This window comes from Erythrobacter sp. HKB08, assembly GCF_004114695.1.
Lineage (GTDB): Bacteria > Pseudomonadota > Alphaproteobacteria > Sphingomonadales > Sphingomonadaceae > Parerythrobacter_A.
In genome coordinates this window covers 655,115-671,811 of record NZ_CP035310.1, presented here as the reverse complement: position 1 = coordinate 671,811, position 16,697 = coordinate 655,115, and the positions used below count along the sequence as shown (strand labels likewise).

At 65.1% G+C, this 16,697-nt stretch carries 14 protein-coding genes and 1 tRNA gene; 7 read left to right on the top strand and 8 right to left on the bottom strand.

The features are described 5' to 3' along the window. Window positions 1-13 precede the first annotated feature (13 nt). From EO245_RS03225 to EO245_RS03205, 5 genes are all read left to right on the top strand, one after another. Entirely contained in the window at window positions 14-688 is a 675-nt protein-coding gene (locus tag EO245_RS03225; protein ID WP_128891580.1) for an energy transducer TonB, read from the top strand. A 74-nt stretch (window positions 689-762) separates the two neighbouring features. Continuing rightward, on the top strand, window positions 763-1,563 hold the full coding sequence (locus EO245_RS03220; protein WP_128891579.1) for a MotA/TolQ/ExbB proton channel family protein: 801 nt from the start codon (window positions 763-765) through the stop codon (window positions 1,561-1,563). 81 nt (window positions 1,564-1,644) lie between these two features. Further along, window positions 1,645-2,184 carry a biopolymer transporter ExbD gene (locus tag EO245_RS03215; protein ID WP_199798676.1) on the top strand — a complete coding sequence of 180 codons (540 nt, stop codon included), beginning with the start codon at window positions 1,645-1,647 and terminating at the stop codon, window positions 2,182-2,184. A gap of 36 nt (window positions 2,185-2,220) precedes the next feature. Continuing rightward, window positions 2,221-2,670 carry a biopolymer transporter ExbD gene (locus tag EO245_RS03210; protein ID WP_128891578.1) on the top strand — a complete coding sequence of 150 codons (450 nt, stop codon included), beginning with the start codon at window positions 2,221-2,223 and terminating at the stop codon, window positions 2,668-2,670. Window positions 2,671-2,865: 195 nt separating this feature from the next. Next, a complete protein-coding gene (locus tag EO245_RS03205; protein WP_128891577.1) occupies window positions 2,866-3,309 on the top strand; it encodes a biopolymer transporter ExbD in 444 nt (147 codons plus the stop codon). A gap of 60 nt (window positions 3,310-3,369) precedes the next feature. On the opposite strand, the gene EO245_RS03200 is transcribed toward EO245_RS03205, so the two are convergent. The 5 genes from EO245_RS03200 to EO245_RS03180 all read right to left on the bottom strand — a co-directional run bounded on the left by EO245_RS03200 (window position 3,370) and on the right by EO245_RS03180 (window position 9,279). Then, window positions 3,370-5,823 carry a ligase-associated DNA damage response DEXH box helicase gene (locus EO245_RS03200; protein WP_128891576.1) on the bottom strand — a complete coding sequence of 818 codons (2,454 nt, stop codon included), beginning with the start codon at window positions 5,821-5,823 and terminating at the stop codon, window positions 3,370-3,372. Window positions 5,824-5,906: 83 nt separating this feature from the next. After that, complete coding sequence (locus EO245_RS03195) at window positions 5,907-6,746, bottom strand: DUF2059 domain-containing protein (RefSeq protein WP_128891575.1); 840 nt, start codon at window positions 6,744-6,746, stop codon at window positions 5,907-5,909. A 26-nt stretch (window positions 6,747-6,772) separates the two neighbouring features. After that, window positions 6,773-8,176 carry a phosphoglucomutase/phosphomannomutase PgmG gene (pgmG, locus tag EO245_RS03190; protein ID WP_128891574.1) on the bottom strand — a complete coding sequence of 468 codons (1,404 nt, stop codon included), beginning with the start codon at window positions 8,174-8,176 and terminating at the stop codon, window positions 6,773-6,775. Beyond that, on the bottom strand, window positions 8,173-8,472 hold the full coding sequence (locus EO245_RS03185; RefSeq protein WP_128891573.1) for a J domain-containing protein: 300 nt from the start codon (window positions 8,470-8,472) through the stop codon (window positions 8,173-8,175). The genes pgmG and EO245_RS03185 overlap by 4 nt, the downstream gene beginning before the upstream one ends. 3 nt (window positions 8,473-8,475) lie before the next feature. Beyond that, complete coding sequence (locus tag EO245_RS03180) at window positions 8,476-9,279, bottom strand: division plane positioning ATPase MipZ (protein WP_128891572.1); 804 nt, start codon at window positions 9,277-9,279, stop codon at window positions 8,476-8,478. Between the two features lie 88 nt (window positions 9,280-9,367). Between EO245_RS03180 and panC the strand changes: the two genes are divergently transcribed. Then, complete coding sequence (gene panC, locus EO245_RS03175) at window positions 9,368-10,222, top strand: pantoate--beta-alanine ligase (RefSeq protein ID WP_128891571.1); 855 nt, start codon at window positions 9,368-9,370, stop codon at window positions 10,220-10,222. A gap of 243 nt (window positions 10,223-10,465) precedes the next feature. Here the strand turns inward: panC and EO245_RS03170 are convergent, their stop codons facing one another. After that, window positions 10,466-11,848 carry a nicotinate phosphoribosyltransferase gene (locus EO245_RS03170; protein ID WP_128891570.1) on the bottom strand — a complete coding sequence of 461 codons (1,383 nt, stop codon included), beginning with the start codon at window positions 11,846-11,848 and terminating at the stop codon, window positions 10,466-10,468. Between the two features lie 61 nt (window positions 11,849-11,909). Further along, window positions 11,910-12,992, bottom strand: a complete 1,083-nt coding sequence (locus EO245_RS03165; protein WP_128891569.1) for a bifunctional nicotinamide-nucleotide adenylyltransferase/Nudix hydroxylase — start codon at window positions 12,990-12,992, stop codon at window positions 11,910-11,912. 206 nt (window positions 12,993-13,198) lie between these two features. On the opposite strand from EO245_RS03165, the gene EO245_RS03160 reads away from it, so the two are divergent. After that, window positions 13,199-16,441, top strand: coding sequence for an amidohydrolase family protein (locus EO245_RS03160; RefSeq protein WP_128891568.1), 3,243 nt, complete (start codon window positions 13,199-13,201; stop codon window positions 16,439-16,441). Between the two features lie 131 nt (window positions 16,442-16,572). On the opposite strand, the gene EO245_RS03155 is transcribed toward EO245_RS03160, so the two are convergent. Next, window positions 16,573-16,646: transfer RNA gene (locus EO245_RS03155), tRNA-Gly, on the bottom strand. Window positions 16,647-16,697: the final 51 nt, after the last annotated feature.

The window sequence follows — 16,697 nt, the reverse complement described above, 5'->3', positions numbered from 1 at the left end:
GTGATGCGACTGAATGGCTTACGCTGACCAAGAGATGAGCGGTAACAAGATTATCGCAATCATCATCGTGGCGCTGATCCATATCGCAATCGGCTACGTTCTCATCACCGGTCTTGCTTATGAAGCGGTGCAGAATGTGGTCGAGCGCGTGACGACGGTGGACATCGAAGATGAACCGCCGCCCGAGCCCGAGGATGAGCCGCCGCCCCCGGAAGATGTGCCCGAGACGGTCCCGCCGCCCCCGGTTGCTCCGCCGCCGCCGATCAACGTGGCTACCACGCCGCCGCAGATCCGCGTCACGGATACGCCGCCGCCGCCGGCTCCGATCGCCGTGCGCATTCCGCCGCCCGGTCCGCCCCCCGGACCGCCGCCGCCCCCGCCGCCGCGTTTCCAGCCTAAGAACCCGGAACCGCGCAACAACCCGGGTGGCTGGGTTACCGATAACGACTATCGCTCGAGCTGGATTCGTCGCGAATACCAGGGCGTGGTCGGCTTCTCGGTTACCGTGGGCACGGACGGCCGTGTCCAGAGCTGCCGCGTGACCCGTTCGAGCGGACATTCCGAACTCGACGAGGCCACCTGTAGCCTGGTTGAACGACGGGCGCGTTTCCGCCCGGCAACCGACGGCAACGGCGATGAGACTACGGGTACCTACTCGCAGTCGGTCCGCTGGCAGATTCCGGAATAAGGTAAAGGAGCGCGATACCGAGATTCCGCGGATCGCAAGTTTGGATTACACGTCTTTTTGAGAGGACACTCGCAATGATTATTGAACTTCTAGCCGCAGCTGCCGGCGATAATGAAATGAAGAACCAGTTCGGGTTCTGGGAAGCCATGAATCAGGGTGGCGCGATCGCATGGTCGATCTTCGGCGTCCTGGTCATCATGTCGGTCGGCTCGTTCTACATCCTGATCACGAAGCTCCTCGAGCAGAACAAGATCATGCGTCAGTACAAGGACGTCCGCGCAAGCTTCTGGCGTGCCGGCAGCCTTCGTGAAGGCGCCAACAAGCTCGAGAAGAACAGCGCATGGCGCCAGCTCGTCGACGATGCCCTCAAGGCTGAAGACGAGCACGGCAAGATGACCGACAGCCTCGAAGCCCACGACTGGATGGTCGGCTCGCTGACCCGTTCGGAAGCTTCGATCAACGCCAAGCTCGCGGGCGGCCTGCCGTTCCTCGCAACGACCGGTGCAACCGCTCCGTTCGTCGGCCTGCTCGGTACGGTTATCGGTATCTACCGCGCACTGATCAACATCGGCCTCGCCGGTTCGGCTTCGATCGACAAGGTCGCTGGCCCGGTCGGTGAAGCACTGATCATGACCGCCATCGGTCTGCTCGTCGCGGTCCCGGCCGTGCTTGCATACAACTGGCTGCAGAGCCGCAACAAGCGCATCGCTTCGATGCTGCACGGCTTCTCGACCGACCTCCTGGCGAACATCAACTCGAAGGGTGCCGTTCGCCCGGCCGTCATGACCAAGACGTCGACCCAGCAGGCTGGCAAGGCTGCATCGACCGCTCCGGCTGCAAAGCCGGCTGCCGCGGTCCCGCCGAAGAAGGCCTGATCGAGACGATTGCGGGGGAAGCCGGTCATGCCTGCCTCCCCCGCCCGTCACGATAGAAAAAGTCAGGATAGGATTTAAACCATGGCCATTTCCACGGGAGGCGACGGCGGCGAGACGCCGATGTCGGACATCAACACCACGCCGCTCGTCGACGTGATGCTCGTCCTTCTCATCATCTTCCTGATCGCCGTCCCGGTCGCAATCCAGACGATCGAAGAGCTTCGTATTCCGATCCTCGAATCGATCGAATCGGACGACAAGGTCGAGAACCTGCTGCTCACCGTCTCGACGACGGACGCATCGGGTGCGACTGCCGGTACGGTGGACTCGGGCTTTACCGGGGCGACCCGCGACGGCGAATGCCGGGTGTATTTCAACAATATCACCCCGGTTACCTCGCAGGAACTCTACGACCTCGCGTTCGAACGCCTCGACAACATCGTCCAGCGTGCGGGCGGCGCGGACCAGCTTCGGGAAAACCCGGACCTGATCCCGCAGGTGCACATTCGCGGCGACGTGAATGCACCGTGGCGCTGCATCGCGGGCACGATCTACAACGTCCAGGCCGCTGGTTACCCGACGGTCGGCTTCATCTCCAACCCGGTCGACCCGAACGGCTGACCGGCGCGGAACGAAGAAACTTAGGAGTACATCACCATGGCAATGTCAGGCGGCAAGGACGATGGCGAGCCGATGATGGAAATGAACACGACGCCGCTTATCGACGTCATGCTCGTTCTCCTCATCATGTTCATCATCACCATCCCGGTTGCGACCCACTCGGTGAACATCGACCTCCCGGTGCCGGATAACAACCCGCCCCCGGAAGACATGATCGACCCGATCAAGAACAAGATCGTGCTCACGCAGGATGGCACCATTCTCTGGAATGGCGAAGGCATCTCGGAGAGCGAGCTCGTTCGCAACCTGAACATCACGAAGGACATCGATCCGGAGCCGGAACTGCAGTTCGAACCCGAACCGCTCGCCAGCTACGAGATCTCGGTCCAGACGCTCAACATCATCAAGGCGAGCGGCGTGACCAAGTTCGGCTTCGTCGGGAACGAGAAGTACCGGACCTTCGGCAAGGAAGGCGGCGTGCAGTAAGCACCCGGTCGACCCATCAAAGAGACAGAAGGGGCGGAGCGATCCGCCCCTTTTTCTTTGCGCGCTTCGTTTTCCGGGACCGCCGCTAGCCCTTGCCTGACCGCTCCGCTCGCGATCGGTTGCGGCTGAAAACGCGATACTTCTTGCTCACCCCTCATAGTATGTGATGTTATTACATCAATAAGGAGAGGTGCGATGGCCGGAAGCGTGATGATAGATGGCGAAATGCCGATGAGCGAGCTCAACACCACGCCGCTGATCGACGTGATGTTGGTGCTGCTGGTGATGTTCATCATCACCATCCCCGTCGCGACCCATTCGATCCCGGTCGACCTGCCGTCCAACTGCCAGCCGAACTGCCCGGACATTCCCGAGCCCAGTTCGCTGAAGAACAAGATCGTCATCGACACGCAGGACCGCATCTTGTGGAACGGGACGGCGGTGAACGAGGCGCAGCTCGCCCTGCTGCTTGGCGAAACCCGCGACATGGATGTCGAGCCCGAGCTCCAGTTCGAGCCCGAGCCGCTTGCCAGCTACCGTACCGCGGTTCGCACGCTCAGCATCATTAAGGCCAGCGGGGTCACGAAGTTCGGCTTCGTCGGCAACGAGAAATACCGCGAATTCGATGCGGGTGCCTGAACGCCCGATCTTCGACCACGGCCAGCCGATCTGGCGCTTGGTTGACGGCAGTCGCTTTCCCTACACCTCGCCCAGCGGGTCGACCCGCATGGCCGCATCGGCGAGGCTTTCCGCTTCGAGCAGCAATTCATCGTCGACCGCGCCCTGCGGGATGCTCTCGCGCCCGATCATCACCATTACCGGCACGGCGAGCGGGCTGACCCGGTCGAGCTCGACATGCACCAGCTGCTCCGCCGAGCGGTCGAGGAGCGAGCCGAGTCGCCCCACATCGGTCATCCGCTCGCGCGCATCGGCCCACGCCGCCTCGAGCAGCACATGATCGGGCTCGTGCTTGCGCAGCACGTCGTAGATGAGGTCGGTCGAAAAGGTGACCTGCTTGCCAGTCTTGCGCTTGCCCGGATGCTGGCGCTCGACCAGACCGCCGATTACCGCGACTTCGCGGAACGCGCGGCGCAGCAGGTGCGAATCCTGCACCCATTCGACGAATTCCTCGGCGAGGATGTCGGGCGAGAGGAGCGGCGCGGGGTCTTTCACCGGCCGCAATCCCCACACCGCGAGCGAATAGTCGTTGGCAACGAACCCGCCCGGCATCAGCCCGCGGTCGTTCATCCGCCGGGTGATCAGCATCCCGAGCGACTGGTTCGCGTTCCACCCCTCGAACGTATAATAGACCGTGTAATGCCGCTTGGCGTGCGGGAAGCTCTCGACCAGCAGCATCTCCGGCCCCGGCAGTTGCGAGCGCCAGTCCTGCACTTCGAGCCATTCGCGCACATCGTCGGGAAAGCGGCCCCAGCCTGCCCGGTCGGCGACCATCTCGCGCACGCGGTCGGCAAGGTGGGTGGTAAGTGGCATGCGAGCCCCGCCGTAGGAGGGGATCATCGCCGCCTTGGACGAGCCGCGGACGATCACGTCCATGTCCTTCAGCTGCTCGACCTCGACGGTCATGCCGGCAAAGGCGAAGGTATCTCCGGGCGATAGCTGGGCGGCGAAGCGTTCCTCCACCTTGCCGAGCGAGCGGCCGTTCTTGAAGCGGACCGTCAGCATCTCGCCGTCGATGATGATCCCGGCATTTAGCCGGTGGCGCGCCGCCTGTTCGGGGTGGGCAAGCCGCCAGACGCCCTGCTTGTCGCGCACGATGCGGCGGAACTTGTCGTAGGCGCGCAGCGAATATCCGCCGGTCGCCACGAAGTTCAGCACGCGCTGCCATACATCTTCGTCGATCCAAGCATAGGACAGCGAGGAACGCACCTCGCGCAGCAATTCCTCTTCCTGGAACGGTGCGGCGCAGGCGCAGGCCATCACGTGCTGGGCGAGGACGTCGAGGCCGCCGGGACGGAATTCCTCCCCGTCGCGCCTGCCTTCTTCCACCGCGTCGCGCGCTGCAGTCGCCTCGAGGAATTCGAACCGGTTGCCGGGTACCAGCACGGCGCGGCTCGGCAGGTCGAGCCGGTGGTTGGCCCGGCCGATCCGTTGCAGCAGGCGCGAGGAGCCCTTGGGCGCGCCCATCTGCACCACGCAATCGACATCGCCCCAGTCGACACCGAGGTCGAGGCTTGCCGTTGCCACCAGCGCGCGCAATTCGCCGCGCGCTATCGCGCCTTCGACCTTGCGCCGCGCCTCGCGGCTTAGCGAGCCGTGGTGGATGCCGATCGGCAGGTTTTCCTCGTTGACGTCCCACAGGTTCTGGAAGGTGTATTCGGCGAGGAAACGCGTGTTGGTGAAGACGATGGTCGTGCTGTTGTCCGCGATCAGCTGCATCAGCTGCGGGATCGCCCAGGTCGCGGCATGGCCGCCCCACGGCACGCGCTCTTCGTCCGGGAGGAGAATCTCGATCTGCGGATCGGCGCCCTTCTCGCCCACTACCAGCTCGACCTCGTCGATATCGCCGAACGGGGCAAGCCATTCGCGGAACGCCTCGGGCTGGGCGACCGTAGCCGAAAGGGCGCTTCGTTTGAGGCCCGGCGCAATAGCCTGAAGCCGCGCGAGGCTGAGCGCCAGCAGGTCGCCGCGCTTGCCGGTCGCGAAGGCGTGGATTTCGTCGATCACGATGCGGTTGAGCGAGCGGAACAGCTCGAAGCTGTCGGGATAGCTGAGCAGCAGCGAGAGCGATTCCGGCGTCGTCAGCAGGACATGCGGCGGCTTGCTGCGTTGGCGACGCTTACGGTCCGACGGAGTATCGCCGCTGCGGGTTTCGACCTTCAGCGGCAGCCCCATCTCCTCGACCGGGGTGACGAGGTTGCGCTGCACGTCATGCGCCAGCGCCTTGAGCGGAGAGACATAGAGCGTGTGCAGCCCCTCGGGCGCGCCGTCTTCCCCGAACGTCGAGGGACAGAAATCGGCGAGCGTCGGCAGGAACCCGGCGAGCGTCTTGCCTGCCCCGGTATCGGCGACAAGCAGCGCATGATGCCCGCGCCGGTCGGCATCGAACATGTCGCGCTGGTGCGACCGGATTCGCCAGTCGCGCCCCGCAAACCACGCCTCGATCTCGGGCGGTATGGTCGCCGCATCGCCCATTCAGCGCGTGCAGGCAGAGGTAGGAAAGTTACACATGTGACAGGGTTCCAGCGCGGAAGCCCTGCCGATGGTTCCTGATTTCGTCAGTTGCCCGCCGCCTCTTCGATATCCTCGGCGGCGGCCTCGACCGCTGCATTGGCGCCGATACCGATGGAAACCATCTGCTCCAGTTCCTCGACGCTGATGCCGGTCAGGGCCGAAATGCGCGCCTTTTCCGCATCGCTCAACTCGGAGAAGGTGCGCACCGCCGGCAGGTCCGCGGTTGCCGCCTTCAGCCTTTCCTCCATAGCGCCGATCGTGCCCATCATGGCGGGCATCGCTTCCATCGTCGCTGCCATGACCCGCGGATCGCTCGCCATGGTGAAGCTCTTGCGGGCATAGGCCGCGCCCGACGGGGTGGAGAAGAAGGCGTCGATATCGACCAGCTCGGCCCTCGTGAAATGGATCGCGTAAAGCTCCGACATGGCCTTGCGCATCGGGCCTTCCATCACCGCCATCATGTCGCCCATCACCTCGGGCATGAGGTCGGCTTCGCGCTTGCGCCGCTCGCGCCAGGCGGGATCGACCATATTGGCGATTTCCTGCGCCTGCGCTTCCTCCAGCTGGACATCCATGCCGTAGAGGCCGAGCTGCTCGGCGACGTAGGAGCGTGCATCGGCCTGCGCCATCGCCGACAGCGGGCCGAGCATGCCGTTGAACATCTCGCCCATCATGTCCTGCATCGCGCCTTCGGGGATGACCTTGTCGACGATCTGCGTCGCGAGCGGCAGGCGCGCGAGCTGTTCCTCGGTCAGCGGCTCGGCCTCGAACATCGCGGCCATGCTGGCGAAGGGATCCTCCGTCGCCATTTCGTCCTGCGCCAGGGCAGGCTGGGACAGGAGCGAAAGAGCCGCACCGGCGGCGAGCAGGGTCTTGCGGAACATGGTCGTGCGATCCTTTCGCGAAGAAATCAGTGGCCCACGCTTTCGCCGCGTTCGAGGCCGGACAAGGCAAGCTGTTCGTCGATCTGGGCGATGAGCCGCGCAAGGCCCGCCTCGTCCTCGCTTTCGGCGCGCGCGACGAGGACGTCTTGCGTGTTCGAGGCCCGCAGCAGCCACCAACCGTCATCGGTGGTGACGCGCACGCCGTCGGTCCCGTCGACATCGGCCGGACTGTCCGCCAACCGCGCCTTGACCTCGTCGATCGCGGCGAACTTGCGCTCTTCGTCGACTTGGAAGCGCATTTCCGGCGTGTTGACCATCGCGGGCATCTCGCCCCGTAACTGCGTCACCGACTTGCCGAGCCGCGCGGAGGCGGCGAGCAGGCGGACCCCGGCATACAGCGCATCGTCATAGCCGTAGTAATCGTCGGCGAAGAAGACATGGCCGCTCATCTCGCCGGCCAGCGGCGCGCCTGTTTCCTTCATTTTGGACTTAATCAGCGAGTGGCCGGTCTTCCACATGACCGGCTTGCCGCCATGCTTCGCGACATGGTCGAACAGCGCGCGGCTCGCCTTCACATCGGCGATCACCGTCGCACTAGGTAGTCTTGCGAGGAGGTCTTCGGCGTAAATCATGAGTAACTGATCACCCCAGATGACACGGCCTTCGCCGTCGATCGCGCCGATCCGGTCGCCATCGCCGTCGAATGCCACTCCGAAGTCGAGGTTCTTCTCGGCGACGAGCGTCTTCAGGTCGGCCAGGTTGGCTTCGACAGTGGGATCGGGATGATGATTGGGAAACGAACCGTCGACTTCAGTGAACAGCAGGTGATGCTCCCCCGGAAGCCGGGCGGCGAGCTTTTCGAGCGCCGGGCCGGCCGCGCCGTTGCCCGCGTCCCAGCCGACCTTGATACCGGCGAGCGCGCCTGCATCGATGGACGCGAGGGGCTCGAGCATGCGCTCGATATAGGCGTCGAGGACATCGCGGGTGGAGGAGCTTCCCGCCCCGTCGTCCCAGTCGCCCGCGGCCGCCATTTCACCGAGTTTCAGGATGTCCGCCCCGAAAAACGGTCGGCCCTGAAGTACCATTTTGAAGCCGTTGTAATTGGCGGGATTGTGGCTGCCAGTTATCTGAATGCCGCCCTGCACATCTTCGGCTGAGGCTTCCGCGTAATAGAGCATCGGCGTCGGCCCCATGCCGATCCGCACGACGTCGCAGCCGCTCGCCGTCAGCCCTTCGACCAGCGCGTGTTCGAGCATCGGCGAGCTGACACGCCCGTCGTAACCGACCGCCACCGTCGTCCCGCCCGCGCGCCGCAAAAGGGTTGCGAACCCGCGCCCGATCGCGCGCGCATCGTCGGGACCGAGCGTTTCGCCGATTATCCCGCGGATATCATATTCGCGCAGCACGGTCGGGTGGAACTGATGAGTCATTCGGGCCGCGCTCCTTCGTCGGGCAATTCGTCGAGCAGCAGGTCGCGCGCGGCATCCGCCTCGTGCACCTGCGCATTGCTGCCGCCCTTGTCCGGATGGACCATGGCGACGAGCCGCTTGTGCGCTGCGATTATGTCATTCCTGCTAGCGCCGCTTTCCACGCGCAGTAGCCTGCGCGCCTGGAAGATCGCCTGGCTGCGGGTCGACTTGGTGGACAGGAAGGCCCAGGGCCATTCACCGAGCGCCCAGCGGAAGATCAGCACGAAGAGGCCGATGATGAGCGCGTATTTGAGCACGTGTCAGGCCAGCTCCAGCTGCGGGCTGCCATTTCGCTCCGGGATATTGAGATGCAACCCGGCGAGCAGCGCACGCATCTCCTGACGCGCGACGAGGTGACTGGTTCCAAGTTCGCCCAGGTGCCCCTTGTCGAGCAGGGTCAGCCCGCTCGGGAAAAGCTCGCGGTAGATCACGCGCTCCGACAGGCCCTTTACCACGCGGAAGCCGGCGCGCTTGGACAATTCGTGCAGCGCCTTCTCGATACGCTGCATGTTGCGCGCCTCGACATGGCCGGAACGGTTGCGCACCACGACCCAGTCGATTTCCTTGCGCTGCTGCATCGCGCGCGTCTTGCGCGTTTCCCAGATCAGCTCGGCATAGAAGCTCAGGCGGCGGACCTTGAAGGTTTCCGCGTCGACCTGCCCGATGAGATCGAAATCGACGAAACTGTCGTTGAGCGGCGTGACCAGCGTGTCCGCACCGGTTGCGGCGTGGCGGGCATACTGGTCGTCGCGGCCCGGCGTATCGAGGATGATGAAATCCATCCCTTCGCCGACACGCTCGATCATCGCGTCGAGCTCTTGAGTGCTGTCGCCGCGGAACACTTCGCAGCTGGCCGTCGGCAGGTCGATCGCGCGGCGCTGCATGGTCTCTGCGCGGTTCTCGAAATAGCGGTGCATGGTACGCTGGCGCGGGTCGAGATCGATCGCGCCGACCTTCGCCCCCCGATAGGCAAGCGCGACCGCGACATGCACAGCCGTGGTCGATTTGCCCGTGCCGCCCTTCTCATTGGCGAAAGTGATACGGTGCGGGCGGGTATTCGACACGTGCGCTGGCCTTCCTGCTGCTTGCTACGAGGCGGGACCGGGGTCTATCTGCGGGCCCGTTCAAGTGTTTATCGGAGGGGCCGAAGCCGTGCAAACCGTCAACCATCTCGATGTGTTGAGAAACGCCGTCGCAAAATTGCGCGAGGGCGGCAGGACGCTGGCGCTCGTCCCGACCATGGGGGCGCTGCATGAAGGGCACCTGACGCTGGTGCGCGAGGCGAAGAAGCTGGCCGACACGGTCGCCGTCTCGATCTTCGTCAACCCGACGCAGTTCGGCCCGAACGAGGACCTCGACGCCTATCCGCGCCAGCTGGAGGAAGACAGCCGGATGCTCGAGACTGAGGGCATCGACCTGCTGTGGGCGCCGACGGTCGAGGAAATGTATCCGGGCGGTTTCGCCACCTCGATCAGCGTGAGCGGGGTGAGCTCGGGCTTTTGCGGGGCCGACCGGCCCGGGCATTTCGACGGTGTGGCAACGGTGGTGAACAAGCTGTTCCACCAGGTGCTGCCCGACATCGCCTGTTTCGGCGAGAAGGACTGGCAGCAGCTTGCGGTGATCCGCCGCATGGCGCGCGACCTCGACCTCACCCGCCCGCATGTCTCCGCAATTCGCGGGGTGCCGACCGTGCGCGAGGCGGACGGGCTCGCGATGTCGAGCCGCAATCGCTACCTCTCGCCGGAACAGCGCGAGGCCGCCGGCACGCTCCCGCGCGCGATGAAGGAAGCGATCGCGCGAATCGAGGACGGGCAGGACGTGACGCGAACGCTTGCCGCATTCGAGGACGAGCTACTGGGCGCAGGCTTCGACCGGGTCGACTATGCCGACCTCGCCGATGCTGCGAGCCTCGAAGTTCTTACGCAAACCATTGAAAAGCCGATGCGAATGCTCGTGGCAGCGCGGATCGGCGGCACACGCCTGATCGACAACATGGCTGTCGGCTGAATACCAAGACCCGCGACGCGTCCCCCGTATTGGTGACATGCGGGCGGGTGATCGCATCCCTATTAACCCTCGCGACGCGAAGAGCGCTTCAAGTGCCCTTCGGGTTGCAACGGGTCGGGCATGCCGACCTTCCAGGGCCGGTATGCCCGGCTTTCGACGAAAGACCCCTCCCCCCTTTCGCGAACACCAGACGGGGCGGCGCAGCCACAACGGCGCGCCGCCCCGTTCAGTTTTGGGCAGCTCCTACGACCAGCTGCGCTTGCGCACGTCCTCGAAGGAATGCCGCACCAGCATCTCGCCATTGCGCCATACCGGGCGCAGCAGGTCGGCACCGGCGTCGACCTCGTCGAGCCTGCGTGCAACCATCCGGCCGTTTTCCTCGACCACCGCCTGGCGCCCGGCCTTGGACGCCTTGCCCGGATCGGTCTTCGGATCCTTCGAGACGTCGTGCCAGCTGCCTTCGGCATCGCGCATGGCGTTTGCCTTCATCGCGAAGCGCAGCGTGTCGCGGTTGACCTGCTGCAGCAGCCCGCCGCCCATGCCGAAAGCGATGTTGTCAATCGCGAAGCCGTCGGACACCAGTCGGGCGACCAGCCGCTCGATGCTGTCGACGTTCATCCCGTCGCCCTGGATCACGCGGACATGCGGGTCGAGCACGCGGTAGCCCTTGGCATTGGTCGCGCCCCCGAAGATCTCCCACAGCCGCGCAAGCGTGCGGGCAGGCGTTTCGACCGGGTCGCCGCTGTCGGGCCGCACGACCAGCGTGCCCCGCCGCGAGAGGACCTTGTCCTTCAGGCTGCCGCCCCAGATCGCCTCGACCGCATTGTCGAGATCGTAGCTGTCGGAGACGACCGCAACGAGGCCGCCTTCGCCTTCGAAGCTGTCGAGCATGTTCTCGTAGGCTGCCGCCTCGCGCGCTTCGCCCCAGCTCGTCATCGTGCTGTGCTCGGCTGCCGGGATGGAGAAGCCGGGCATGTCGGCGCCGTAATAGCGCCGCGCCGCCATGATGCCTTCGAGCGTGTCGGTCCCGGCGAAATTGACGAGATGCGCCATCCCGCCGAGCGCAGCGCTTTCGCCGCTCGATACGCCGCGTGCGCCGAAATCGTGCAGCTTGAAGGGCAATTGCCCGGCCGGGTCTTCGCTCGTCTGCTCGAGCCCTGCGGCAATCACACTCTTGCACTTGCGGCTGAGCGTGCCGACCGTCGTGGGATACCACACCGCTCGCAGCAGCGCCGTTTCGATGAAGGTCGTCAGCCACGGCATGCGCTCGTCCGTATTGACCACCTGGAAAAGCGGGACCGAGGTCGGGACCATCGCGCCTTCGGGCAGCGCGCTGATTTCCAGCGGCAGGTAGCCGCCGTATTCGCTCACGATCGCATCCCAGCCTGCGCGGTTGAAGGGGACGCCGTGCGCGGCGCAGATCGCTTCGGCCTCGTCGACATCGGCAGCGCTCACCGGCTTGCCGAGATAGTCGATCAGGAAGGGCTGCAGGCCGAGAAACAGCACTTCGTCGGCGAAGCCGTTGGTACGGCTCTCGCCATAGGCGCTGATCAGCCGCGCCTCGGGCGGATACTGCAGGAAGTGGCTGTGCTTGTAGCTGTCGGTAGCCAGGATCAGGTTCTGCATGATGTGAACTCCTCACATGCTTGGGGTGTTGGTGGCGCGAGGCTCCCCCGCGCCGGTGAAATCAGAGGTCGGCCATCTGCTCGATGATCGACCAGTGGTCCTCGAACAGCATCTGCGGCTCGAGTTCGCCGAGGCGGTACCAGCGCGCGTGGGCCGCATCGTCGCCGCCCTTCACTTTCGCGAGATTGCGCCGCTCGGGCAGGCGGAAAAGAAACGCGTGGGTGATGATCCGCCCCCGCAGCGAACGGCCCGGCGCATCGAACACGCGCGTCGCGCTATCCTCGATGAAGCTGGACAGCATGGCCGGCGGGATCTGGCCCTTGCTATCGGAAATCCCCGTCTCCTCGCGCAGCTCGCGGATCGCCGCATCGCGGATTCGCTCGTCCTTGCCGACGAAGCCGCCGGGCAGCGCGAGCAGGCCCTTGCCGGGCAACTGGCCGCGCCCGACGAGCAGGATGTGGCCCGCCTGGATCACCACCGCATCGGCCGTGACGAATGGCCCCTCGCCCCATTCCTGCGGATAGGCATCGAGATACTCGCGCTCGGCGAGCAGCATCTTGAACGCCTCGCCCTTCGCGAACTCCTCGAGCTGTTCGGCGACACCTTTCGACAGGATCGAGGAGGGCACTTCGGGAATGCGGCGGAACAGCCGGTCGCGAATGTCGCTCGCGCCGAAAGTGCCGTGCTGGCTGTCGATCTGGATGCTGTCCCACTCGGGAAAGAGCTTGAGATAGAAGCTCGAATTGTCCTTGCCGTAGCCGGCGAGCGCGATGCGGAAATCCTTGATCCCGTTGGCAGGGAAGCCTTCCGGATTGCCTTCGCGCAGCACGATCTCGCGCACCCGGCGCTGCACTTCGGCAACCCAGGCGGTGTCGGAATAGAGATGGTCGTCGAGCGGCTCGACGATCAGCCGTCCCTGCGCCATTTCATAGGCGAAGGCCGCGCGCAGCATGTGCTCGCGCTCGGCATAGCTGAAGGGATTGCGCGGATCGCGCGCGACATTGGCCGAACCGACGAGCACGATGAGCTTGTCGACACGCTCCAGCGCTTCGCGGATGACGTATTCGTGGCCGATGTGAAGGGGTTGGAAGCGTCCGATAAAGACGCCGAAATGGGCGCGCTGGCCCTTGGCTTGGTCTGCCATGATCGAGACTCCCTCGATTGATGTAACGCCAGCGGACTCCCCGATGGCTTTGCGCAGGATGCGCCCGGACACTCGCCCGGTCAAATGCAAGTTTCGCAGGGACTTGTTGCGCGCCGGTTAACACGCATGCGGGTTCGACCGGCGCGATGGACTTGGACGCCGCGGCTTCCTACAAACCGGCGCAACGAACAGGGAGAGTCGTTTTCATGAAATATACCGTCGCATCGGTCCTTGCCGCGCTGCTCGTCGCCCCCGCCGTGTCCGCGCAGGAGGCCACCCCGCTCGGCGCTGGCGCAGAAACGGAAGACACCTCGGACAATGGCGAAAGCAAGGAATGGGATGTCACCAACCCGCCGCGCTTCGACCTCAACCCGGTCGAGATCGATGTCGACGAGGGCAGCTGGATGGATGTCGACGTCAGCCCCGACGGCTCGACCCTCGCATTCTCGCTGCTGGGCGACATCTACACCATGCCGATTTCCGGCGGCACGCCGACGCGCATTGCAGAAGGTCTCGCATGGGAAGTGCAGCCGCGCTTTTCGCCCGATGGCAGCCGCATCGCCTTCACCTCCGACCGAGCAGGCGGCGACAATATCTGGCTGATGGACCGCGACGGCTCCAACAAGCAGCAGCTCACCAGGGAAAGCTTCCGGCTCTTGAACCAGCCGAGCTGGAGCCCGGACGGGCGCTTCATCGCGGCGAAGAAGCATTTCACCACCGGCCGTTCGCTCGGCACGGGTGAAGTGTGGCTCTACCACGTCTCGGGCGGCGGCGGCGTAAAGCTGGTCAAGCGCCCGAACGAGACGCACCAGAAGGAACTGGGCGAGCCGACCTATTCGCCCGACGGCAGTGCGATCTACTACACGCGCAATACGACCGGCGGACCGATCTTCGAATATGCGCAGGATTCCAATTCCGGCATTTTCGCGATCGAGCGCTACGACGTCGAGACCGGCGAAATCACCACTGCGGTCGACGGCTTTGGCGGCGCGGTCCGCCCGACGCCTTCGCCCGATGGCAAGAGCATCGCTTTCGTGCGGCGCGACAAGGACCAGTCGCAGCTGTGGGTCAAGAACCTCGAAACCGGGACCGAGCGCATGGTCTACGGCGCGCTCGACCAGGACGTGCAGGAAACCTGGGCGGTCACCGGGGTCTATCCGAACATGGACTGGACGCCCGACAGCCGCGACATCGTGTTCTGGGCGGGCGGCAAGCTCAACCGCGTCAACGCCTCGACCGGCCAGGCGAGCGAGATTCCCTTCCGCGTGAAGGACATTCGCCTGATCGCCTCTGCGCCGCATCCGGTGATCAAGGTTGCGCCCGACAGCTTCACCACTTCGATCCCGAAATACGCCAGCGTCTCGCCCGACGGCGGGCAGGTCGTCTTCGAGACGCTGGGCAAACTCTACGTCAAATCGACCGGCGGCGGCGAACCGCGCAGGCTGACGGCGAGCAGCGACGACAGCCTCGAGGCTTTCCCCGCATGGTCGCGTGACGGCAGCCGCATCGCCTTCGTGCGCTGGAGCGACGAGGGGCTCGGCCGCATCGTGACGGTCGATGCACGCGGCCGCGGCGAGCGCATGGTGACGAGCCAGCCGGGCCATTATCGCAACCCGCAATTCTCGCCCGACGGCCAGACCATCGTCTTCGAAAAAGGCAGCGGCGGCTACCTGACCGCGCCCGAATATTCCGAGAACCCGGGCGTCTACCGCGTTCCGGCAAGCGGCGGCCGGGCACAGCTCGTCAGCCGCAGCGGCGGTTCGCCGCAGTTCGGCGCTGCGAACGACCGCGTTTTCATGCTGCGCGGCGGCGACGGGCTGCAGCTCGTCTCGACCAACCTCGAGGGCGAGGACGAGCGCACCCATGCGACGGGCGAGCTGGTCAACGACTACCGCGTGTCGCCGGACGGGCGTTTCGTTGCCTTCCGCCAGAACTACGAGGTCTTCGCCATGCCGCTGCTTCCGGGCGGCGCGAGCGTTTCGGTCGACAAGGGATCGAGCGCGCTTCCCGTGACCCGCGCGAGCAAGGGCGGCGCGGACTACATCGGCTGGTCGCGCGATGGCGACCGCCTGCACTGGAGCCTCGGCCCGACGCTCTACACCGTGTCGACCGGCGCGCTGTTCCCCTCTGCGCCCGGTGCCGAGACCGACTTCACCCCGCCGACCACCGGTGTCTCGCTCGCGATGACGCAGGCCAAGGCCGTCCCGGATACGCGCCTCGCGCTGACCGGCGCGCGGGTGCTGACCATGACCGGTGACGGCGCAGGCGCGATCGAGGATGGCGTGGTGCTGGTCGAAGGCGACCGTATCCGCGCCGTCGGCACTCGCGGCGACGTGGCGATCCCCGCCGGCTTCCGCGAAGTCGACATGAACGGCAAGGTCATCATGCCCGGTCTCGTCGATGCGCATGCGCACGGGCCGCAGGGCACTGCCGATCTCGTCCCGCAGCAGAACTGGACCCTCGTCCAGCAGCTCGCACTCGGGACGACGACGATGTTCGATCCCAGTTCCTCGGCGAGCCAGATTTTCGCTGCATCGGAACGCCAGCGTGCAGGCAAGCTGCTTGCCCCGCGCCTCTTCTCGACCGGCGAGATCATCTATGGCGCGAAGGCTCCGAGCGTTTATGCCGAGATCAACAGCTATGAGGATGCGCTCGCCCATGTGCGCCGGATCAAGGCGCAGGGCGGCGTCGCGGTGAAGAACTACAACCAGCCGCGCCGCGAGCAGCGCCAGATGGTCGTCGCCGCCTCGCGCGCCGAGAACATGCTGGTGGTGGCCGAGGGCGGCTCGCTGTTCGGCATGGACATGAACCTCGTCGCCGACGGCAATTCGACGGTCGAGCACAATGTCCCGCTCAACATCTTCTACGACGACGTGGTGCAGTTCTTCGGCGGCAGCGACACCAATTACACGCCGACCATCGTGGTGACCTATGGCGGCCTTGCAGGCGATCCCTACTGGCGCCAGGCGACCGACGTGTTCGACAACCCGCTGCTCGTCCACACCCCGCCGCGCCAGCTGCTCGCATCGACCGCGCGCCGGACCAAGGCGCCCGACTGGGCCTTCGTCGACGACGACAATGCGCGCGAGGCGAAAAAGCTCGCCGATGCGGGCGTGCTCGTCTCGATCGGTGCGCACGGCCAGCAGGCCGGCATCGCGGCGCATTGGGAGCTGTGGAGCTTCGTGCGCGGCGGGATGAGCCCGACCGAGGCTTTGCGCGCAGGCACCATCATCCCGGCAAGGTCGCTCGGCATGGACCGCGAGATCGGCAGCCTCGAGGCGGGCAAGCTCGCCGACCTCTTGGTGCTTTCGGCCGACCCCACCGTCGATATTTCGAACTCCGACGATATCGAACGCGTGATGGTCGGCGGCCGGATGTACGATGCGGCGACCATGAACGAGGTCGAAACCGGTTCGTCCCGGCGCCTCAGGTACTGGTGGGAGGACTGATTTTCGGGGGAGCGAGTTGGAGCGGGTAGCGGGGAATCGAAGCGGCGAAGCCGCGTAGATGAACGAGCGGAGCGAGGACAATCGAACCCGCTTCGCTCGACCGCTCCAGCTTGCACAACGCTTTGGGAAGTTGGAGCGGGTAGCGGGAATCGAACCCGCATAACCAGCTTGGAAGGCTGGGGCTTTACCACTAAGCTATACCCGCCCGCTCGGTCGCGCCGATTGCCACTGCGCGCTGGCTCCGTCAATAGAGCGC